We start from the raw sequence: 21,364 nt of genomic DNA, 5'->3' as shown, positions 1-21,364 counted from the left end.
CCACGTTCCCTTCGATGTCGCAACGCCTACCAACTCGCTTGCCACCAGCACGAATGCGTTAACTACCCGGCCTTGGGCCTTGACCGGCCTTGACCGGGTCAAGGCCCGGCCTTGACCTGGTCAAGGCCCGTCTATGGGCGGAAGAAACCCACCAAGACATGCCTCAGCCATCTGCAGCCTCGCAGGTCAGATAGATCTCTCACCGTACTGAACAGTGGTTTCTCATCAGAGGGAACGCACACTTCTCACGAAGTGTCTGGCGATCGGCGTCGCCTGACACTTCCTGTCAGGGATTCAGGTCTGACCGACTTTGGCACCTCAATGAGAATTCATCTTGGCAACGAGGTGCGAGTCAGCACCGCCCCGTGCGGGGAGGGCGGCGGTTTCCGGGCCGTGGGCAGGGGCAGGCGAGTAGTTGAGGTTCTAGGGAAGGACAACCATGAGTGCCGGAGAGAAGGCCAAGGCCAAGGCCGAGAAAGTTGTCGGAAAGGCGGTGCGGAAGGCGGCTCACGCGGTCGGCAACGAGACCACCGCCGCCAAGGGTGCCGCGCTGGAAGCCCGGGGCACGGCCCGTGACACCAAGGAGAAGTCCAAGCACGGCTTCGGCTTCAGGCGGCGCTGACCGTCAGGCGTGAGCGGGGCCCGGCGTGAGGTACGCCGGGCCCCGGTGATGTCTGGCTTCCTGCTGCTGAGGCCTGAGCGGATCCCGGCGGGGGGCTGCGGCCGCCGGGGCTCCCCGCAGGTGTCGGCGCTGTCGTCGGCGTGCGCCTATGCGGCGGGGAGGTCGTCGTAGACGAGGAGGCCGTCCTGGCGCAGGCGGGCTCCGGGGGTGGGTGTGTGCTCGGTCAGGCGTCCGTCGTGCATCAGGTGGCAGACCGGTACGCCTCGCGCAAGGACGGCGTAGTCGGCGATCAGACGCCGGTGGCAGCGCCACCACACCGCCTCGCTGCACATCACGGCGGTACGCACCGTGGCCGCCCGGGCCAGCAGCTCGTCCATGGCGTCGGTGAACTGCGGGGTGCGGGTGTGGGCGGCGTAGCCGCGGAAGGACTCGTTGCGCCAGACGATGTCGGGTGAGTCCGGCGGCGGTGTGCGGAATCCGCCCAGTGCCCCTTCCCACCGGTAGGCGATGCCGTTGTCCGGCATCCATGCGGCCAGCCGCCGGCGGGACATGGCCGCATCGCGGCGGCTGCCGGGCGCGGTGCGTACGTCCACCACCGCGGCCACGCCGGCGTCGCGCAGCAGCGTGGCGATCTGCTGCTGCGTCGCGGTGCTGTGCCCGAAAGTGAACAGAGGCGGTGTCATGCGCGCGTGTGAACCTCGATCAGGGGGCGCGGGTGCGGTGGACGCGGGCCAGGACCAGGACCGTGTCGTCGTCCGGCGGGTCGGGCAGCAGGCGGGAGAGCATGTGGTCCGCCGCTTCTTCCAACCCCTGTGGCGCGCGGCGCAGTTCGGTACGTACGGCGTCCAGGCCCTCTTCGATGTCGCCGCCGCGTGTTTCGATGAGGCCGTCGGTGTAGAGGGCGAGGACGGCGCCCTCGGGCAGGTCGGTGTCGAGGCTGGTGAAGGGGTGGCCGCCGACGCCGAGGGGGACGCCGAGTACGTCGGGGATGGTCTCGACGGTGCCGTCCGGGTGGCGGACCAGGGGCGGGGGGTGGCCGGCGCTGGCGATGCGGGCGCGCCCGGTGGCGGGGTCGTAGCGGATGTAGAGGCAGGTGGCCAGTTCGATGCCGGCTTCCTGGGCGCAGGCGTCGAGTTCGGTGAGCAGGTCGTGGGGTTCGTGGTTGTGTCTGGCCAGGGCTTTGGCGGTGATGCGCAGGCGTCCCATGGCGGCGGCGGCCGGGACGCCGTGGCCCATCACGTCGCCGACGAGGAGGGCGACCCGGTCGCCGGGGAGGTTGATCACGTCGTACCAGTCGCCGCCGACTTCGGTGATGTGGCTGCCGGGCACGTAGCGGTGGGCGACCTGCACGTGGGGGCTGGTGGCCAGGGCGCTGGGGAGCAGGGCGCGCTGGAGGGTGAGGGCGATGTCCTGGACGCGGCTGTAGAGGCGGGCGTTGTCCAGGCAGAGTGCGGCGCGGGAGGCGAGTTCGCCGGCGAGGTGGTGGTCTTCGGTGGTGAAGGCGGGCCGGGCTGCGGAGCGTCCGAACATGGTCAGGCCCTGGACGGTGCCCCGGGCGATGAGGGGGGCGATGAGGATGCAGGTCAGGCCGCTGTCCTTGAGGAGCTGGGCGCGGTTTTGGTGCATGACGGTGCGGGTCATGAAGTCGTCGTTGACCAGGACGGTGACGATGCGGCCGGTGTGCAGCATCTGGTGGATGGCGGAGCCGGCGGGGTAGGTGACGTGCTGCAGTCCGTGGACGAGTTCGGTGGCGGGTGGGGGCAGGGTGGTGTGGGAGGCGATCCGGTGGGTGCGCAGGGGACGCGTGGGGTCGAACACCTCGGATTCGTCCGTCCACTGCACGATTTCCACCACGGAGGCGTCGCAGAATTCGGGCACCGCGGCGTCGACGAGTTCGCGGGCGGTGACACCGACGTCCAGGGTGGTGCCGATGGAGGCGGTGGCCCGGTTCAGCAGGGCCAGCCGCCGGCGTGAGGCGGTCGCCTCCCCGATGGCCTGTTCCCGGTCGGTGACGTCCAGGAGCAGTCCGCCCAGTCCGGGGCGGCTGCCGACGGCCCGGGACAGGGGGAAGAAGCTCACCGACCGCACCTGGTCACGGTCCGGGTGGCCCGGGGTGCGTACGGCGACCAGTGCACCCACGACGGGCTGTTGCTCCTGGGCGACGTGGCGCAGGAGCCGCTGGTAGGCGCCGTCGTCGGAGGTGAGCATGATGTCGTGCATCGGGCGGCCGAGGTGGTCTTCGATGGGGAGTCCGTCCATGTCGGCCAGTGCCTGGTTGAGGTGGAGGTAGCGCAGGTTCTCGTCCAGCATGACCAGGCCGATGGGGCAGGTCTCGAAGAGGGAGTCCAGGAAGGCCAGGTTGGTCTTGATCCGGTCGAGTTCGTCGCTGCGGCTGGCCAGGGCCAGGACCACGGATGCTCCGTCGGGGCCGGTCAGGGGAAAGACCCGGAATCCGCAGGCGAAGAGCGTGCCGTCGCGGTGGCGTGCGCGGAGCCGGCCGCGCCAGTATCCGAGCGTGCGGGCGCGTTCCGTCAGCGGGCCGGGGGGGTGGGGGGTGCCGGGGGGCGGGGGCGGGAAGAGGACGTGGGCGGGCTGGGAGAGCACCGCGGCGCTGTCGTGCCCGAAGAGGTCCTGGGCGCCGGGTCCCCAGTAGCAGATCCGGTCGTCCTGGTCGATGCCGAGGACCGCGACGCGCACGTGTTCCAGCAGCGTCCCGGGCTCGGACCGGAGGGGGCCGGGCTCGGACCGGAGGGGGCTGGGAGCCTTCTCCCCGCCCGACCGGTCTGACAGCACGGCTCTCTCGCCTTCCGCGTGCGGCTCGTATCGCCTCGCCCCGACCCGGCTGCCCCGCGGGGGGGCTGGCGACGGGGGCTGCGGGCGTCTTGTTCATCCATCGGATGGCTAGCGAGGGGACCACCGGATTTGTCCGGTGGGGGAATCGCTTCTCTGGGCTGCTCTGACCTCAACTGTACGCATGGATCTGCACTGTTGACTCAACTAGATGCATGGCGTGTGTATAGTGATCGTGTGACCGTGACCAGGAAGGTTCGTCGGTACTCCGGTGGCGTGTACGACTTGGGGCTCCACGTGGTGTGGTGCCCCAAATACCGCCGCCCGGTCCTCTGTGGGCGGGTCGCGGTCCGGCTGCGTGAGCTGATCGAGGCCAAGGCTGACGAGAAGGGCTGGGAAATCATCGCCCTTGAGGTGATGCCCGATCATGTGCACCTGTTCGTCAAGCACGAGCCGAAAGCGTCCGCCTCTTACGTGGCGCACCAGTTCAAGGGCTTCACGTCCCGCGTGTTGCGTGAGGAATTCCCGCACCTGAAGTCGCGGATGCCCACGCTGTGGTCTTCCTCGTTCTTCGTCGCTTCGGTCGGTGCGGTCAGCGCGGGCACGATCGAGAAGTACATCAACACCCAGTGGGAACGGCCCTGGACAAAGAAGCAGAGGGAGGAGAACGGCCATGCATCGGGCGTATAAGTTCCTCCTGCGTCCCACCGTCCGCCAGGTTGCCGCGCTGGGTGAGATGCTGCGGGATCACTGCTCCCTCTACAACGGCGCGTTGCAGGAGCGCCGCGACGCCTATCGGCATGTGTCGAAGACAACGGTCCGGTACGGGCAGCAGTCCGGCCAGCTCAAGGGTATCCGCGCCTTCGATCCCGAACGGCAAGGCCGCTGGTCTTTCTCGTCCCAGCAGGCGACCTTGCGCCGTCTCGACAGGGCGTTCCAGGCGTTCTTCCGGCGTGTGAAGACCGGGGAGAAGCCGGGCTATCCCCGCTTCCGGGGTGTGAACTGGTTCGACACGGTGGACTTCCCCAAGGACGGGGACGGCTGCCGCTGGGACTCCACCCCGCACGACCCCGTGACGCGGGTCCGGCTGCAAGGTGTCGGGCATGTCCGCGTGCACCAGCACCGGCCCGTAACGGGCCGGGTCAAGACGGTCAGCGTCCGGCGTGAGGGCAAGTACTGGTTCGTGATCCTCGCCTGTGACGAGGTGGCCGCCGAACCGCTCCCCGCCACGGGCGCGGCGTGCGGCATCGACATGGGTACAGCCCATTTCCTCACCACCTCCGAGGGCGAGCACACCGCCAACCCCAGGCACGGCAAGCGCAACGCCGATGCCCTCGCAGACGCTCAGCGCGCCCTCAAGACGTTCCCTCGCCGGAAGCGGGAGAACCGATCGGCGAAGCACCGCCGGGCGGTGGAGAAAGTCGCGGGGCTGCACCGCAAAGTGCGGCGTCAGCGCACCGACCACGCGCACAAGACCGCGCTTGCGATGGTCCGCACGTACGACGTGATCGCGCACGAGCGGCTGAACATCGCGAACATGATCCGCACCCCCAGACCGAAGCCCGACCCCGACAACGCCGGCGCGTTCCTTCCGAACGGGGCTGCCTCCAAGGCCGGGCTGAACAGAATCATCCACGACGCGGGTTGGGGGGTGTTCCTGGGCATCCTCGCGCACAAGGCTGAAAGCGCCGGTCGTGTGGTGATCCCGGTGGACCCCCGCAACACCTCCCGCACCTGCCCCGCCTGCGGGCACGTGTCCGGCGAGAACCGCACCACCCAAGAGAAGTTCGAGTGCACCCAGTGCGGTCACACCGCCAACGCCGATCAAGTCGGCGCACTCAACGTCGCTATCAGGGCCGGGCTGGTCCTTCCCGACGTGGTCTAGCGACCGACAGGAGAAGCCCCCCGGATTCATCCGGGGGGAGGAGTCACTGTGCGGAGGTGCGGATATCGGGGCGAGTCCGTACGGCGGGAGGCTTGGCCCCTGCCCGCGGCTGCACTCCGGCTGGACTCCGGTTGCGGTCCGGTGGATGCCCACTGCGGGAGGAATGCCCGCCCGGCGCCGCCTGACGGGCGGGCATACCCTGCGGCGCCCTGGGTGGTCGGTGCGCCTCCCGCACGGTCGGGAGCGGCGTCTCATCCGGGCCGGGCGGAAGGCTGTCACGAGCAGGGACTCGGCGGGCCGCCGCCCCTTTTTACAGGTCGCAGGCCCTGTCGTGGCGTGGTTCGTACAGTCCGAGATCTCCGCCACCGGGCAGTTTGAGCACAGTCATCAGACCCCACCCTTCGTCACTGACCGGCTGCGTGAACCGGACACCCTTCGCGGTCAGCTCAGCGACGGTGGCGTTGACGTCGTCGCACATCAGGAAGAATTCGTGCCTCTGCCGGGCCTCGGCCGGGTGCATCGCGACCTCGGCGGGCGGCAACTTGAAAATCAGCCACCCCTCGCCCGCGTCGATGTGCGGGTAGCCGAGCACATCCCTGAAGAAGGCGCGGTCCGATTCCGCGTCCCGGGTGTAGATCACCACGTGAGCACCGTTGATCATGCGCAGACCGTAACGCACAGGCCGGGCGCGTCGAAGCATCCCCGTCGGCCGCCGCGCTGCCAGGTGCTGCCGACACCCACCGCCCAGCCCCTGGAGCGCCCGGAGGCTTGCCACTCACGGGATGTTTACGTAAACATGACTATGGCGGGTTTTCTCGCCGCCCGACAGCGCATCCCACCACCAGCACAGGAGCACCCCGTACATGCCCCTTCTTCAGATCGACGACGGTGGCTTCAGCCTCGACGGCGAACCGTTCCGGCTCCTGTCCGGCGGGCTGCACTACTTCCGCGTGCACCCCGGCCAGTGGGCGGACCGGCTGCGCAAGGCCAAGCTCATGGGACTCAACACCGTCGAGACCTATGTGCCGTGGAACCTCCACCAGCCCCGGCCCGACGAGTTCACGACGGACGGCGCACTGGACGTAGCCGCCTTCCTCGACCTCGCCGCCGCCGAGGGACTGCACGTCCTGCTCCGCCCCGGGCCGTACATCTGCGCCGAGTGGGAGGGCGGCGGCCTGCCGTCCTGGCTGCTCGCGGACCCGGAGATCCGCCTGCGGACCCGCGACCCGCGGTTCCTCTCGGCCGTCGACGACTACTTCTCCCGGCTGCTCACCCCGCTGCGGCCCTACCTCGCCACCCAGGGAGGCCCGATCCTCGCCGTCCAGGTGGAGAACGAGTACGGGGCGTACGGCGACGACACCGCCTACCTGGAACATCTCGCGGACTCTCTGCGCCGTTGCGGGGTGGACGTGCCGCTGTTCACCTGCGACCAGCCCGGCGACCTGGCGCGCGGCAGACTGCCCAGCGTCCTGGCCACGGCCAACTTCGGCAGCCGCTCCTCCCAGAACCTGGCGGCGCTGCGCGCCGAGCAGCCGACGGGTCCGCTGATGTGCACCGAGTTCTGGATCGGCTGGTTCGACCGCTGGGGCGCCCGCCACGTGGTCCGGGACCCCGACCAGGCGGCGCGGGAGCTGGACGAACTGCTGGCCGCCGGGGCCTCGGTCAACTTCTACATGTTCCACGGCGGCACGAACTTCGGGTTCACCAACGGCGCCAACGACAAGCACACCTACCGCCCCACGGTGACGTCGTACGACTACGACGCCCCCCTCGACGAGGCCGGCGACCCGACCGAGAAGTACACCGCCTTCCGCGACGTGATCGCCAAGTACGCGCCGGTCCCCTCCGAGCCCGTCCCCCCGCGCGGGCCGAAGCTCGCCCTGGGGGCCGTGGCCCTCACCGAGAGCGCAGGCCTGCTGCCGTGCGTCGAGGCGCTCGGCGAGGCCGTCGACTCCCCGAGGCCGCTCACCATGGAGCAGCTGGGGCAGGACTTCGGCTTCGTCCTGTACGAGACGACCCTGACCGCCGCGGGGCCGGCGCTGCTGGAGGTGGAGCAGGTACGGGACCGCGCGCAGGTCTTCGTCGACGGGCTGCCAGCCGGCGTGCTGGAGCGGGAGAACCACGAGCACGCCCTGACCGCCACCGCTCCGCGGGCGGGCAGCGTCCTGAGCGTGCTGGTGGAGAACCAGGGGCGGGTGAACTACGGGCCCGGCATCCACGACCGCAAGGGCCTGCTCGGCGAGGTCACGCTGAACGGCGAGGAGCCCAACCGGTGGACCAGCCGCCCGCTGCCGCTGACCGACCTGGCCGCGCTGCCGTTCGCGGCGAACGCCGCCACGCCCGTCGGACCGACGTTCCACCGCGGCTCCTTCCACGTCGAGGAGCCGGCGGACACGTTCCTCCACCTCGACGGATGGACCAAGGGCAGCGTGTGGGTCAACGGGTTCGCGCTCGGCCGCTACTGGTCACGCGGCCCCCAGCGGTCCCTGTACGTCCCGTCGCCGGTGCTGCGGGCCGGCGCCAACGAGATCGTCGTGCTGGAGCTGCACGCCGCTCACCGCGCCCGGACCGTCGACTTCCGCGAGAGGGCTGAGCTCGGGCCCACCGAGGAGTAGCCGGCTCGCGGCGGCCGAGGAGAAGCCGGGATCCGATCACAGGATCGGATCCCGGCTCTTTCCGGTCAGCCGTGGCGGAGCTGCTGGCTCGCGCCGCCGTCGCAGGTCCGCTGGACGACGGCCGCGCCGTCCGCCGTGGAGGCGCCGCTGACCGCCAGACACTTGGCGCTGTGCCGGGCGGTCAGCGTGACGTACCCGTCGCCGGTGCTGCGGAGCGCCCACTCCTGGTTGCGGCCGCCGTTGCACGCGTACTGGAAGACCTCCGCGTCGTCGGCCGTGGAGGCGCCGCTCACGTCCAGGCACTTGCCACTGTGCCGGGCGACGACGTTCACGTACCCGCCGCCGGTGGAGCGCAGCGACCACTGCTGGTTCGTGCCGGCGTTGCAGCCGTACTGGACGACGGCCGCGCCGTCGCCCGAGGAGGCGCCGCTGACGTCGAGGCACTTGGAACTGTGCCGGACGGAGAGCGTCTTGAAGGAGTCCGGCGCCGTGCTCGGGAAGGTCCACAACTGGTTGCTCCCGGTCGTGGGCCGGTAGACCCCGACAGGCGATCCGTCGTCGGTCGAGGCGCCGGTGACGTCCAGGAGCAGGCCGGATACCTTGTTGATCAGGGTGCTGTGGCCGTCGCCGGCGGTCGAGCGGATCCACTGCTGCGCGGTGGAGGTTCCGGGTGGCGCGAAGGTCAGGGCGCCGCCCGAGACGGCGAGCGCTTTGCCGGTCTTGGCGTTGGTGATGCGGTAGGCGGCGGTGTTGCCCCAGTCGGCGGCGGACAGCTTGGTGAAGGTCCACTGCTGGGCGGTGTCCGCCGGGGATGAGTTGCGCTGCACGACGGTGTTCTTGCCGTTGACGGTGGCAACGGCAAGGGCCTTGCCGCTGTTGTCGTTGAGCAGCTGCCGCGGCGTGCCAGTGGGGGCGGTGGTCGCCGTCGTGTCCACGCCATTGACCGTGGGCAGGACGAACGTGGTGACGGAACCGGCGCCAACGGTGGCCTTGAACGTCCGGCCGGCCACGGCCGCGTCGCTGTCGCGCTGAAGGTTCTTCGTGGCATCGGTCGTCCAGCGCTCGACGGGGCCGTTCGCAGCCGTCTGGAAGCCGTCGAGGTTCAGGGTGAGCTCACGCTCTTCGCCGGTGGGGTTGGTGTGGACGACAACCACGCCGCCGCCCGGCCGGACGGCCGCCAGGGTCTGCGGGTCATCGGTGTTCATGATCCGCGCGCCCGGGCGGACGAAGCGGCTGTAGTTCGCCATCGCCCAGTACTTCTTGTTCTTGCGCAGGGGCTCGGTCGCCGCGTCGGCGGGGGTGAAGTCCGTCTGGATCAGACCCCAGTTCGAGTCCTCGCGGCCCGGGGTCATGTTCTCGTAGTCCTCGACCGCCTGCCACAGGACCCAGGCGCGCGGCTCCAGCTCGCGCAGGTCGTCGTTGATGCGCTGGGTGAGGTCGAGCGCGGGGCTCATGGAGGTGAAACTCTGCGGGACGCTGCCGCCGAGGTCCACCTCGGACATCCACAGCGGCGTGGCCTCGCCCTTGGCGATGTCCCGCGCCCCGGTGCGGCCGTTGGTCCCGTACGTGTGCGTATTGAGCCGGCCCACCGCGTCGCGCACGGCGGGGGCGTACGACTCCCAGTTGGAACGGAACTTCTCCGGGTTCGTCTCGTCCATGGTGGCGATCGGGGTCGTCACGCCCCTGGCGTCGAGCGCGGCGCGCAGGGTGGTGATCATCCGGGCCTGGGACGCATGGTCCCAGTGCGAGCCCTCCTGGCGGCCGCCGGCGCGCCAGTAGTCGGTGTCGGGCTCGTTGATCGGCGAGAGGGAGTTGAAGGTGACGCCGGTGGCGGACTGGGCCCGCTGGAGGGAGCCCGTGAGGTAGGCCGCGAACCGGTCGTACTGGTCGGAGCGGAGGTTGTCCTCCCAGCCGTTGACCGCGCCGGAGACCAGACCGCTGTTGGTCATGAAGTACGGCGCGGAGTTGGAGAACGCCTCGAAGGTCGTCGCGCCGCGCGCCTTGGCGGCCGTGAGCCACCACTGCTGGTTCGCGTCGGCGGCGGCGTTCCAGTGGTCGGCCCGTGCCGGGTCCCACCAGTCGGGGGCCTCCGGGCCGGGCCGGTTCCAGTAGCCGGGGACGGCCGCGCCGGCCCGCATGTAGGGGGTGGTCTCGGGGCTGTCGCCGCCGCCGATGTTGTAGCGGGCGATGGTGAAGCCAAGGCCGTCCGCGCCGTAGAGGGCGTCGGCGAGAGCGTTGCGCTGGGCGTCGGGCCAGCCGCCGGTGACGTTGGCGAACCAGGCCAGCGCGGTCCCCCAGCCCTGGAAGGACAGGTGTTGGTAGCTGGGGTCGAGGCGCACGGTCAGGGCCGCGGCGGGCGGCTCCGCGGCGCTCGCCGAGGACGAGGCGGGCCCGACCGCCGTGAGGGCGGTCGCGGCGAGGGCCGTGGCGGCGCCGAGGGCGGCAAGGCTCCTGGACGGACGGGAGGGACCGTACCGGGGCCGGGGCGAGGCCGATCGGTTGTGGGTGGGGAACACGGACTGCTCCTTGAGGGGGAGGGATGGGGTGGGCGGCGGATCCGGCTCGCCGCTGCGCCTCCTGGCCGGCGGGCCAGGAGGCGCAGGTGACGCGGGGCGGCCCGGCACGGGGGGCGCTCCGCGCCGGTCTCTGCGGCGTGCGGTCACGCCGGCCTTGGGGCGGCTACGGCGCCTTGCTGTCCCTGCCGCGACCGGGGCGGGCGGTCAGGCCGCCGAGCGCTGCCACTTCTGGTTGTCGCCCGCGTTGCAGGTCCACTGCTCCAGGGCGGTTCCGTCGGCCGTCGACTGGTTGACGACGTCGAGGCACTTGCCGCTGTGCCGGGCGACGAGTTCGACGTAACCGCTGACGTCACTCGCCCGGACCTTCCACTGCTGGGAGGTCGAGCCGTTGCAGGTGTTCTGCACGGCGAGCGCGCCATCCGTGGTCGCGGCGCCGGCGACGTCGAGGCACTTGCCGCTGTGCCGGGCCATGATCTGGACGTAGCCGTTGCCGAGCTTCTTGATCCAGAAGTGCTGGTTCACGCCGGTGCCGCAGCCCCACTGAACGAGCTGCGTGCCGTCCTTCGTGTCAAAGTTCGCCACGTCGGCGCACTTGCCGCTGTTGCGGGCGACCAGCGTCTCCCAGGGCACGTCCATGCCTGTCACGGTGCCGGCGGCGGTGTCGACGGTGATCTGCGGGGAGTAGTCCATGGTCATGGTCGTGCTGGTGGGGAACGTCAGCGGCAGCCAGACGTACTGGGAGTCGTTGACCATGCCGCCCATCGAGTTGCCCCAGCGGTCACCCATGTACAGGTAGCTGGTGCCCTTGGTCCCCTGGACCGGCAGGACGTAGGCGGTCTGGCTGCGGTACGTCGTGGAGTCGCCGATGTCCTTCAGGTCGCTCCACGAGCCGGTGACGCTGGTGGCGGTGGCGTACTTCTGCTGGTTCGGGGCCCAGCCGGTGGCGCCGGAGGTGAGGAGGAAGTAGACGCCGTTGCGCTTGAACATGGCGGGCGCCTCGCGCCACTGGCCCGGCCACAGCTTCTGGACCTGGGCGTCGATGGCGGTGTAGTCGGCGGTGAGCCGGTAGACGTGCAGGTCGGCGTTCTCGTTGGCGGCGGAGATCATGTAGCCGGTGCCGTCGGTGTCGACGAAGGTCGTGATGTCACGGGACATGTGGCCGAGGGGGCGGAAGCTCCCCTGCCAGGTGTAGTCGCCGTCCACCGTCGAGGAGACCGCGACAGCGGCGCGCGCCTCGCTGTAGTCGGTGGCGCTGCCCTCCTTGTGCATCCACATCACGAACTTTCCGGTGGCCGCGTTGTAGACGACCTTGGGCCGCTCGATGTTCGCGGTCGCCAGCTCCGGGTCGCTCGCCGAGGTCAGCACGTGGTTGCGGAACTCCCACGTCTTCAGGTCGGTGGAACGGTAGGCCGAGACGTAGCGGAAGCTGTTGTCCGCGTTCCGGTTCTCACCGAACCAGTAGTAGTACTCGCCCACCTTGACCACGCCGCCGCCGTGCGCGTGCACGGGGTCGCCGTTCGGATCGGTGAACTGGGTGGCGTTGGCGATGGTCACCGGGGCGGCGTGGGCGGTGCCCACGGCTGTGAGCAGGGAGAGGAGGAGGGCGGAAAAGGCAGAGAAGAGTGCCGCCGTCCCGAAGTTCTTGAGTCGCATGTTGCGATACCTCGTGGAGTTGGTCGGGCCGGGCGCTCCGCGCGGGACAGCGCGGCTGACACCGCTTCGGGGACCGGAGCGGTGGGGCGCCTGGGAGGGGTGGCCGGCCGATCAGGACCGTTTCGGGCACCGGGCCTACGTGATGTTTGCGTAAACACGATGTAGCCGGAAGTTTGAGGAGGTCACGTGACCCTGTCAAGGATTTGGACGAAGCCGGTTGAGGTTTTGACCCAGGGCCATGTTTGCGTCAACATGACGGAATGGGGCGCAGTACGCGCGCGCCCGCGTATGCCATCGGGGAAGGGATGATCGAAGGTGGCGGACAAGGGAACAAGGACGCCCCGCTCGCGACCGCCCCGGAAGTGGCCCTCCATGGCGGAGGTCGCGGCGAAGGCGGGCGTGTCCCCCCAGACCGTGTCCCGCGTGTCGAACAACCACGACAACGTGGACGAGGCCACCCGCGCGAAGGTGCTGGCCGCCATGCAGGCGCTCGGCTACCGCCCCAACGCGGCGGCGCGAGCGCTGGTCACGGGCAAGTTCGGAGCGATCGGCGTGGTCAGCTTCGACGTCGGCGCGCACGGCAACGCGCGGACGCTGGCGGCCATCGCGGACGCGGCACGCGAGGTCGGCTTCTCAGTGAACTTCATGGGCATCCGGGCGCAGACCGAAGCCGCCGTGCGCCAGGCCTTCCGACACCTCACGCTGCAGTCCGTCGACGGCATCGTGCTGATCGAGTCGCAGATGCTCGACACGCCGTCGCTGCACCTGCCGCCCACGATGCCGGTGGTCGTCGCCGACGGCGACACCGGTCACCAGTACCCGAACGTCGACTTCGACCAGGCCCGCGGCACCCAGAGCGTGGTCGGCCACCTGCTGGAGCTCGGCCACCGGACCGTCCACCACGTCGCCGGGCCGCGGGACTCCTTCGCTGCCCGGCGGCGCGCTGCGGCATGGGAGCGCACCCTCGTCGCGGCCGGCGCCCCCGTGCGTCCGACCCTGTACGGGGACTGGACCGCGGAGTCCGGCTACCTGGCGGGCCGGACGCTGGCACAGGTCCCCGACGCCACGGCCGTGTTCGCGGCGAACGACCAGATGGCGCTGGGGGTGCTGCGCGCCCTGCACGAGGCGGGGCGGGCGGTCCCGGACGAGGTCAGCGTGGCGGGCTTCGACGACGTGCCCGAGGCCCCGTTCTTTGAACCGCCGCTGACCACGGTGCACCAGGACTTCGACGTGGTGGGCCGGCACTGCGTGACCCTGCTGCTGGAGCAGATAGAGCGCCGCGACAACCGTCCGCACCGGCTCGCCGTGGAACCCACCCTCGTGGTGCGCTCCAGCACCGCGCCGCCGCCCGCCTGACGGATCACGGCGCGGATCACCGCCCCGGCACGCCCCGCACGCCCGTGGGCCACGCGCCCGCGCACCGGGAGCCCCTCCACCCCCGGCGCCCGGCGTGCCGCCCCGCACACCGGGGCCCTTGCGCTCTCGACGCCGCCTTCCACGGACGCGACGGCGGCTCGGCGACCCCTTGACCGGCCATCGTGTCCTCAGTAGTCACCTCAATCCCCATTTGTTCGCCACCGCGTTGTGCTTGACGCCCATCTGACGGTGGTGTCACCATCAAGGCACCGATGATTACGTAAACATTTCTCGTCGGAACAGTCTTCTTCCGGCCTTCCGGCCCGAGGCCTCCGCCTCCCCACTCCGTTCCCGACCGGTCGGTCAACGACGCAAGGAACCACCATGACGCTCCTGTCGACGTCCGCACAGGCAGTCCCACCGCCCAGGCCACGACGGCGCCGCCCGATCGGCAGACACGGCCTCGTCGGGTGGGGATTCGCCGGCCCGTTCGTCGCGGTCTTCGGACTCGTCTTCCTGGCACCGATCGCATACGCCGGGTACTTGAGCCTCTTCCAGGACCGGCTGATCGGCGGCAGAGCGTTCGTGGGCGTGGACAACTACCGGCAGGCTCTGGCCGATCCGCAGTTCTGGGAGGGACTGGCGCGAGTCGGCCTGTTCCTGGCCGTTCAGGTCCCGGTCATGCTGGGCATCGCGCTGCTGGTCGCCCTGGCGATCGACAGCGGCAGGCTCTACGGAAAGGCGTTCTTCCGGGTCTCGATCTTCCTGCCCTACGCCGTGCCGGCCGTCGTCGCGAGCCTCATGTGGGGCTTCATCTACGGCACCCAGTTCGGCCTGGTCGGCAACATCAACGACGCGTTCGGCGTGTCGCTGCCCAACCCGCTCTCCCCCTCGCTGGTGCTTGCCTCGATCGGCAACATCGTGACCTGGGAGTTCGTCGGCTACAACATGCTGATCTTCTACTCGGCCCTCAAGGTCGTGCCCCGCTCGCTCTACGAGGCCGCCGCGATCGACGGCGCCGGCGAGTGGCGGATCATCGCGTCGGTCAAGCTCCCCGCGATCCGAAGCGCGCTGGTCATCGCCACGATCTTCTCGATCATCGGCAGCTTCCAGCTCTTCAACGAGCCCAGCATCCTGCAGAAGCTCGCGCCCAACGCCATCACCAACGACTTCACCCCGAACCTGTACACGTACTCGCTGTCCTTCTCCGGCCAGCAGCACAATTACGCCGCCACCGTGGCCCTCGTGATGGGCGTCATCACCGCGATCATCGCCTACACGGTCCAGCTGCGCGGCATGCGGAAGGGCTGAGCCATGACCACCTCCTTCACCACCGTCGCGGCCGACTCATCCGCACCCTCCCCCGAAGCGCGCTCCCGGCGGACGACGGCCACCACGACCGGCTCCCGGGCCAACGACTCCGCGCGGGGGCGCCGGCGGCGCCCGCACACCCCACTCGACCCGCGCCCCAGCATCCCGCTGACCCTCGTCACCGGTCTCGTCCTGCTCTACACCCTGATCCCGCTGATCTGGCTGGTCGTCAACGCCACCAAGGACCAGAGGGGGCTCTTCGACTCCTTCGGCCTGTGGTTCGCCGACGACTTCAACCTCTGGGACAACATCTCCCGCACGCTGACCTACGACGACGGCGTCTTCGTCCGCTGGTTCCTCAACACGCTGCTGTACGTCGCGCTGGGAGCGGGCGGTGCCACCGTTCTGGCCGTCCTCGGCGGCTATGCGCTGGCGAAGTACGAGTTCCCCGGCCGCCGCGCCGTCTTCGCGGTCGTCATCGGGGCCGTGGCCGTGCCGGGGACCGCGCTGGCCGTCCCCGTCTTCCTGATGTTCAGCAACATGGGGTTGACCAACACCCCCTGGGCGGTGATCATCCCGTCCCTTGTCTCCCCCTTCGGGCTCTACCTGATGTGGGTGTTCGCCGCCGAGGCAGTGCCGACCGAACTGCTGGAGGCCGCCCGCGTCGACGGCTCCGGCGAGCTGCGCACCTTCTTCCGGATCGCGCTGCCGCTGCTGATGCCCGGAACGGTCACCGTGCTGCTGTTCTCCATGGTCGCGACCTGGAACAACTACTTCCTGCCGCTGATCATGATCAAGGACCCGGACTGGTACCCGCTGACTCTCGGCCTCAACGCCTGGAACGCTCAGGCCCAGACCGCCGGCGGCGAGGCCGTCTTCGACCTCATCATCACCGGCTCCCTCCTGACCATCGTCCCGATCGTGGCCGTCTTCCTCCTGCTCCAGCGTTACTGGCAGTCCGGCCTGGCGGCAGGAAGCGTCAAGGAATGACCGCCCCTCCTCCCCGTCCCGCACACTCGCACCACCGACCAGGAGCACATCCCATGAGAACGCACCTCACCCGCAGACTGCTCGGCGCCCTCGCCGTGGTCTCCACGCTCGCGCTGACCGCCACCGCCTGCGGCTCCTCCGACGGCAGCACCGAAGGCGCCGGCAGCCCGAAGGACGTCAAGGCCGCACTGGCCAAGGGCGGCAAGGTGACCGTGTGGGCCTGGGAACCCACGCTCAAGAAGACGGCCGCGGACTTCGAGAAGAAGTACCCCAAGGTCGACGTCGAGCTGATCAACGCGGGCACCGGCGACAAGCAGTACACCGCCCTGCAGAACGCGATCAGCGCCGGCTCCGGCGCCCCGGACGTGGCGCAGATCGAGTACTACGCCCTGGGCCAGTTCGCCATAGCGCACTCCGTGGCGAACCTCGCCCCCCTCGGCGCGACCGCCCACGACAAGGCCTTCACGCCCGGCCCCTGGGACGCGGTCACCTACGACAAGGCCGTCTACGCCCTGCCCATGGACTCCGGCCCCATGGCGCTGTTCTACAACAAGAAGGTCTTCGACAAGCACGGCGTCAAGGTCCCCACCACGTGGGACGAGTACGTCGAGGCGGCCCGCACCCTGCACAAGGCGGACCCGAAGATCTTCATCACCAACGACACCGGCGACGCCGGCGCCACCACCAGCCTCATCTGGCAGGCCGGCGGCCGCCCGTACACGAGCGTCGACACCCAGGTCCACATCGACTTCGGCGACGCGGGCACCAAGAAGTACACGGACACCTGGCAGAAACTCCTCGACGAGAAGCTGGTCGCCCCGGTCAGCTCCTGGAGCAACGAGTGGTACCAGGGCCTGGCGGACGGCTCCATCGCCACCCTGTCCATCGGCGCCTGGATGCCGGCCAACTTCGCCTCCGGCGTCGCTTCGGCGTCCGGTGACTGGCGCGTGGCCCCGCTCCCGCAGTGGACGAAGGGCTACAAGGCCAGCGCGGAGAACGGCGGCAGCTCCCTCGCCATGCCGGACGGCGCGAAGAACAAGGAACTCGCCTACGCCTTCATCGAGTACGCCACGACGGGCGCCGGCGCGAGCTCCCGCGTCGCCCAGGGCGCGTTCCCGGCCACCAAGGCCGACCTCGAGTCCAAGGCGTTCCTGGAGACGCCGTTCCCCTACTTCGGCGGGCAGCAGGCCAACAAGCTCTTCGCCGAGTCCGCCAACAACGTCGGGACCGGCTGGTCGTACCTGCCCTACCAGGTGTACGCCAACTCGGTCTTCAACGACACCGCCGGCAAGGCCTACGTGTCCTCCACCCCGCTCACGGACGGTCTGAAGGCCTGGCAGGACGCGAGCGTCAAGTACGGCAAGGAGCAGGGCTTCACGGTCAACGACTAGCCCACTCCGCACCACACATTGTGCGGTTTTGTTTTAGGCCTCAGCACGCCTGCGCGCGCCACCGGCACCGGTGGCGCGCGGGGCGAACTGGGGCCTTTTTTGCTGCATGTTCCCCGCCATGCACGACGGAAGATTACGGACTCATCTCGACCCTCCAGGGCTCTTGACGCCCCCGTTAACACACTGTGTCATGTTGCTACACGTTGGAATCTGTTTGATTTCGAGGGATCTGGGTTCTCTGACGAGGCGCTCTCTCAGCGCGCACACTCTGCCTCCCTCTCCTCGAACCGACCCCCGCACGTCCCTGAAGCGGCGGTCGCTGCCCGCACAAAGGAGCTCCCCATGTTCCGTTCCACCTCTCGCCGCGCGGCCGCCGCCACCGGCCTTGTGCTGACCCTGGGCCTGAGCACGGCCTGCTCGTCCGGCAAGGAGGCCACCACCGACGACCGGGTCGCCAAGGCCGACGGCAAGATCTCGGTCACGTACCTGCAGAAGCAGGGCGACCAGGAGTACTTCATCGGCGAGGCCGCGGGCGCGAAGGAGAAGGCGAAGGAGCTCGGCATCGACCTCAAGGTCGTCAACCTGGGCAACGACGCCAACAAGACCGTCAGCGAAGTGCAGTCGGCGATCGCCCAGAAGGCCAACGGCGTCATCATCGTCGTCCCCGACCCGGCCGTGGGGCCGCAGGTCGTGCAGACCGCGAAGGACGGCAAGGTCGCGCTGCTGACGTCCGACGACCAGATCTGCACCACCGGCCCGGACCCGGCCGCCTGCGGCGAGGAGGACCTGGTGCCGCGGATAGGCTTCAGCGGCCGGCAGATGGGCGCCGAGGTCGGCAAGCGTGCCGCCGAGGAGTTCAAGAAGGCCGGCTGGAAGGCCGCCGACACCCGCGTCGTCTCGGCGTGGAAGCAGGATGTGACGGTCTGCGGCGACCGCGTCGCCGCGGCGAAGAAGGCGTTCGACGCGGCCGCGCCCGGCGTGAAGACCATCGACGTCCCCACCGACAACACACCCACCGGCGCCCAGGACAAGATCGCCGCGACGGTCACCGCCAACTCCGGCGTCAAGAACTGGGTGATCTGGGGCTGCAACGACGAGAACGTCATGGGCGGCGTCACCGCGCTCGCGAACGCCGGCGTCAGCCCCGACAACGTCGTCGGCGTCGGTCTGGGCGCCTACCTCGCCTGCAAGGAGTGGCAGTCGGACAAGCCGACCGGCATGAAGGCCGCTCTGTTCATCAACGGCAAGGACGTCGGCGCGCTCGCGGTCCAGACCATGTACGACAGGCTCAAGAACGGCAAGGACTTCCCCGCCGAGGCCTTCGCCCCCACCACGATGGTCGACCACGCCTCGTGGAAGAGCGCCGGAGTCACCTGCAGCTGAGCACTCCCGGCCGGCGACCGCCACCAAACGGCCGCCGGCCGGTGACCCCACCCCGCCCCACCGACCACGCCTGCACCATGCCTTTGAGGTGAACCGACCCATGACCCCAGCGCATCACCCGGCTGCCGCCCCGGGATCCCCTGGCGGCCCGCCCCCCGCGGCGCCCCACCCCAGGTCCGTCGGAGTGTCGGGCATCACCAAGCGCTTCGGCGCGGTGCAGGCGCTCGGCGGCGTCACGCTCGACTTCCCCGCCGGACAGGTCACCGCCCTGATGGGCGAGAACGGCGCCGGAAAGTCGACGCTCCTGAAGATCCTCACCGGCGACCACCAGCCCACCGAGGGGCACGTGGTCGTGGACGACGAGCCGGTCGAACTCGACTCCCCCGCCCACGCGCGGGCCGCCGGCATCCGGATCATCCCGCAGGAACCCGAGATCATCCCGCACATCTCCGTCGCGGAGAACGTCTACGCCGGCGCCCTGCCCCGCAAGCACGGGCGGATGCTGGACCGAGCCGAACTCGACCGCCGCATCCGAGCCGACCTGGACCGGCTGGGCTTCGCCCACGTGCTCGACCCGGACCTGCTCGGATCGCAGCTCACGCCCGCCCAACGGCAGTTGGTGGAGATCATGCGGGCACTGACCGGCGGCACGACCGCACGGCTCATCGCGTTCGACGAGCCCACATCGTCGCTGTCCGAGCACGAGGTCGACGCGCTCTTCGCCCTGATCCGGCGGCTGCGCGAGCAGGGCATCGCGATCGTGTACGTCTCGCACCGCATGCAGGAGATCTTCCAGCTCGCCGACCGCATCGCGGTGCTGCGCGACGGCAGCCTGGTCGGCGTCCAGGACGCCAGGACCACCAACGAGGGCGAACTCGTGCGCCTGATGGTGGGCCGCGACCTGTCCACCATGTTCGTGCGTCAGAAGGTGGCCACCGACCGGCTGGTCCTCGACGTCCAGAACCTCACGACAAACGACGTGACCGATATCTCGCTGCAGGTGCACGCCGGCGAAGTCGTCGGCCTCGCGGGCCTGATCGGGGCCGGGCGCTCGGAACTCGCCCTCGCACTCGCGGGCGACCTGCCCGTCCGCAGCGGCACCGTCACCCTGGACGGGGTACGGCTGCGCAGCGGCCGGCCGGGCGAGGTGATCCGCGCCGGACTCGGGCTGGCGCCCGAGGAGCGCAAGGCCCAGGCGCTGTTCCTGCAGCAGTCCATCAAGGACAACACCTCGCTCGTGGTGCTGGACCGGCTGCGGCGCTTCCGCTTCGTGCGACGCCCGGCCGAACGCCGCCTCGCCCAGGAATACTCCGACCGGCTGCGGGTCCGCACCCCGTCGATCGACCACGAGGTGCGCAAGCTGTCCGGCGGCAACCAGCAGAAGGTCGTCCTGGCCCGCTGGCTGGCCCGCAAGCCGAAGGTGCTGATCCTCGACGAGCCGACGCGCGGCATCGACGTCGGCGCGAAGGCGGAGATCTATCAGATCATCGCCGATCTCGCCGCGGAGGGAGTCGCGTTGCTCGTCATCTCCTCCGAACTCCCTGAGCTCCTCGGCCTCGCCGACCGCGTCGTCGTCATGCAGGGCGGCCGGATCACCGGTGAACTCGACCGCAGCGAAGCCACCGAAGAAGCCATCCTCCAACTCGCCATGGCCGACGACATCGTCCCCACCGCCCCCGGAGCCTCATCATGACCATCACCAGCACCTCCTCCCCGGCCGTGAAGGGATCCCCGGGCGACGGCCCCGCGTCGGGCGGCCGGCCAAAGCTCCTCGCGGGCATCGGCGGTCAGAACATCAGCCTCATCGGCGCCCTCATCGTCGTCCTCGTCCTGTTCGGCGTCCTCAACGACAACTACCTGAGCCTGTCCAACATGCAGGTGATCGCCGAGGCGGCGACCATCACCGGCCTCCTGGCGATCGTGCAGACCGTGGTCATCATCTGCGGCGGCCTGGACATCTCCGTCGGCTCCCAGGTCGGCGTCGCCTCCGTCGTCAGCGCCATGGTCTTCACCACCACCGGCTCCAACGCGTTCGTCGGCATGGCCGCCGCGGTCGGCGTCGGCGTCCTCATCGGTGCGCTGAACGGCCTGGTCATCGTCTACGGACGGGTCAATCCGACCATCGCCACGCTCGCCGGCCTCGCCGCGTACAAGGGCCTGGCCCAGCTCCTGTCCGACGGACGCGCGCAGGGCTACGTGCTCAACAACGACGTCTTCATCTTCCTCGGCCGCGGCAAGATCGCCGGCCTGCCGGTCATGGTCTGGATTCTGATCATCGTGGCTGTCACCGTGCACCTGCTGCTGAAGTACACCGACGTCGGCCGCAACCTGTACGCGATCGGCGGCAACGACACCGCCGCACGCCTGGCGGGCATCGGCATCAACAAGTACCTGATCTTCGTCTACACCTTGATCGGCGTCGTCGCCGCCGTCGCCGGCATCCTGCTGACCGCCCGCACCGGCTCCGGCCAGCCCGTCTCCGGCTCCGAGGGCCTCGAACTCAAGGCCATCACCGCGGCCGCGCTCGGCGGCGCCGCGCTCAAGGGCGGCAAGGGAGGCATCGGCGGCACCCTGCTCGCCGTCGCCCTCCTCGGCTGCCTGGAGAACGGCCTGACCGTCGAGGGCATCAACACCTTCTGGCAGAACGTCGCCCAGGGCGCCCTCCTCGTCATCGCCGTCGTCATCCAGCAGCGCCGCAGCGGCGAACGCGCCGTCGGCCTCCCCCATTGACGGTCCTCCCTACGCCACGAGCCCGGGGGGGGAAGGAGGGGGGGGGGGGGGGGTGGGGGGGGACGGGGGGGGGGGGGGGGGGGGGGGGGGGGGGGGGGGGGGGGGGGGGGGGGGGAGGATGG

At 69.8% G+C, this 21,364-nt stretch carries 16 protein-coding genes; 11 read left to right on the top strand and 5 right to left on the bottom strand.

Annotated elements, in window-relative coordinates; translation table 11 throughout:
- Nucleotides 1-439: 439 nt before the first annotated feature.
- The gene (locus ACWV17_RS32740; protein ID WP_455362515.1) at nucleotides 440-622 is read left to right on the top strand and encodes a hypothetical protein; all 183 of its coding nucleotides are present in this window, start codon (nucleotides 440-442) and stop codon (nucleotides 620-622) included.
- A gap of 146 nt (nucleotides 623-768) precedes the next feature.
- Here the strand turns inward: ACWV17_RS32740 and ACWV17_RS32735 are convergent, their stop codons facing one another.
- Together ACWV17_RS32735 and ACWV17_RS32730 are read right to left on the bottom strand one after the other, a co-directional pair.
- Entirely contained in the window at nucleotides 769-1,305 is a 537-nt protein-coding gene (locus ACWV17_RS32735; protein WP_455362514.1) for a DUF488 domain-containing protein, read from the bottom strand.
- A gap of 19 nt (nucleotides 1,306-1,324) precedes the next feature.
- Nucleotides 1,325-3,415 (bottom strand): SpoIIE family protein phosphatase, encoded by a 2,091-nt coding sequence (locus ACWV17_RS32730; protein WP_455362513.1) that lies wholly within the window; start codon nucleotides 3,413-3,415, stop codon nucleotides 1,325-1,327.
- Nucleotides 3,416-3,655: 240 nt separating this feature from the next.
- Here ACWV17_RS32730 and tnpA point away from each other — a divergent pair, with 240 nt between their 5' ends.
- Both tnpA and ACWV17_RS32720 read left to right on the top strand, forming a co-directional pair.
- On the top strand, nucleotides 3,656-4,102 hold the full coding sequence (gene tnpA, locus ACWV17_RS32725; protein ID WP_455362516.1) for an IS200/IS605 family transposase: 447 nt from the start codon (nucleotides 3,656-3,658) through the stop codon (nucleotides 4,100-4,102).
- Nucleotides 4,086-5,297 carry an RNA-guided endonuclease InsQ/TnpB family protein gene (locus tag ACWV17_RS32720; RefSeq protein WP_455362512.1) on the top strand — a complete coding sequence of 404 codons (1,212 nt, stop codon included), beginning with the start codon at nucleotides 4,086-4,088 and terminating at the stop codon, nucleotides 5,295-5,297. Before tnpA ends, ACWV17_RS32720 begins: the two co-directional genes overlap by 17 nt.
- 310 nt (nucleotides 5,298-5,607) lie before the next feature.
- Here ACWV17_RS32720 and ACWV17_RS32715 read toward each other — a convergent pair whose 3' ends face one another.
- Nucleotides 5,608-5,958: a VOC family protein gene (locus tag ACWV17_RS32715; RefSeq protein WP_455362511.1), complete on the bottom strand. Its 351-nt coding sequence runs from the start codon at nucleotides 5,956-5,958 to the stop codon at nucleotides 5,608-5,610.
- Nucleotides 5,959-6,160: 202 nt separating this feature from the next.
- Here ACWV17_RS32715 and ACWV17_RS32710 point away from each other — a divergent pair, with 202 nt between their 5' ends.
- A complete protein-coding gene (locus ACWV17_RS32710; RefSeq protein WP_455362510.1) occupies nucleotides 6,161-7,912 on the top strand; it encodes a glycoside hydrolase family 35 protein in 1,752 nt (583 codons plus the stop codon).
- Between the two features lie 65 nt (nucleotides 7,913-7,977).
- Here ACWV17_RS32710 and ACWV17_RS32705 read toward each other — a convergent pair whose 3' ends face one another.
- On the bottom strand, nucleotides 7,978-10,428 hold the full coding sequence (locus ACWV17_RS32705; RefSeq protein ID WP_455362509.1) for an RICIN domain-containing protein: 2,451 nt from the start codon (nucleotides 10,426-10,428) through the stop codon (nucleotides 7,978-7,980).
- A gap of 204 nt (nucleotides 10,429-10,632) precedes the next feature.
- A complete protein-coding gene (locus tag ACWV17_RS32700) occupies nucleotides 10,633-12,081 on the bottom strand; it encodes an RICIN domain-containing protein (RefSeq protein WP_455362508.1) in 1,449 nt (482 codons plus the stop codon).
- Nucleotides 12,082-12,453: 372 nt separating this feature from the next.
- Between ACWV17_RS32700 and ACWV17_RS32695 the strand changes: the two genes are divergently transcribed.
- The 7 genes from ACWV17_RS32695 to ACWV17_RS32665 all read left to right on the top strand — a co-directional run bounded on the left by ACWV17_RS32695 (nucleotide 12,454) and on the right by ACWV17_RS32665 (nucleotide 21,242).
- Complete coding sequence (locus tag ACWV17_RS32695; RefSeq protein ID WP_455362507.1) at nucleotides 12,454-13,437, top strand: LacI family DNA-binding transcriptional regulator; 984 nt, start codon at nucleotides 12,454-12,456, stop codon at nucleotides 13,435-13,437.
- A gap of 384 nt (nucleotides 13,438-13,821) precedes the next feature.
- Complete coding sequence (locus tag ACWV17_RS32690) at nucleotides 13,822-14,748, top strand: carbohydrate ABC transporter permease (RefSeq protein ID WP_455362506.1); 927 nt, start codon at nucleotides 13,822-13,824, stop codon at nucleotides 14,746-14,748.
- Nucleotides 14,749-14,751: 3 nt separating this feature from the next.
- The gene (locus tag ACWV17_RS32685) at nucleotides 14,752-15,738 is read left to right on the top strand and encodes a carbohydrate ABC transporter permease (protein WP_455362505.1); all 987 of its coding nucleotides are present in this window, start codon (nucleotides 14,752-14,754) and stop codon (nucleotides 15,736-15,738) included.
- Nucleotides 15,739-15,791: 53 nt separating this feature from the next.
- Nucleotides 15,792-17,129, top strand: coding sequence for an ABC transporter substrate-binding protein (locus tag ACWV17_RS32680; protein ID WP_455362504.1), 1,338 nt, complete (start codon nucleotides 15,792-15,794; stop codon nucleotides 17,127-17,129).
- 342 nt (nucleotides 17,130-17,471) lie between these two features.
- Entirely contained in the window at nucleotides 17,472-18,512 is a 1,041-nt protein-coding gene (locus ACWV17_RS32675; RefSeq protein ID WP_455362503.1) for a substrate-binding domain-containing protein, read from the top strand.
- Nucleotides 18,513-18,696: 184 nt separating this feature from the next.
- The gene (locus ACWV17_RS32670; RefSeq protein WP_455362502.1) at nucleotides 18,697-20,205 is read left to right on the top strand and encodes a sugar ABC transporter ATP-binding protein; all 1,509 of its coding nucleotides are present in this window, start codon (nucleotides 18,697-18,699) and stop codon (nucleotides 20,203-20,205) included.
- Complete coding sequence (locus ACWV17_RS32665; protein WP_455362501.1) at nucleotides 20,202-21,242, top strand: ABC transporter permease; 1,041 nt, start codon at nucleotides 20,202-20,204, stop codon at nucleotides 21,240-21,242. Before ACWV17_RS32670 ends, ACWV17_RS32665 begins: the two co-directional genes overlap by 4 nt.
- Nucleotides 21,243-21,364 lie beyond the last annotated feature (122 nt).

This window comes from Streptomyces mabaensis, assembly GCF_053763515.1.
This window is presented reverse-complemented; position numbering and strand designations above follow the sequence as displayed.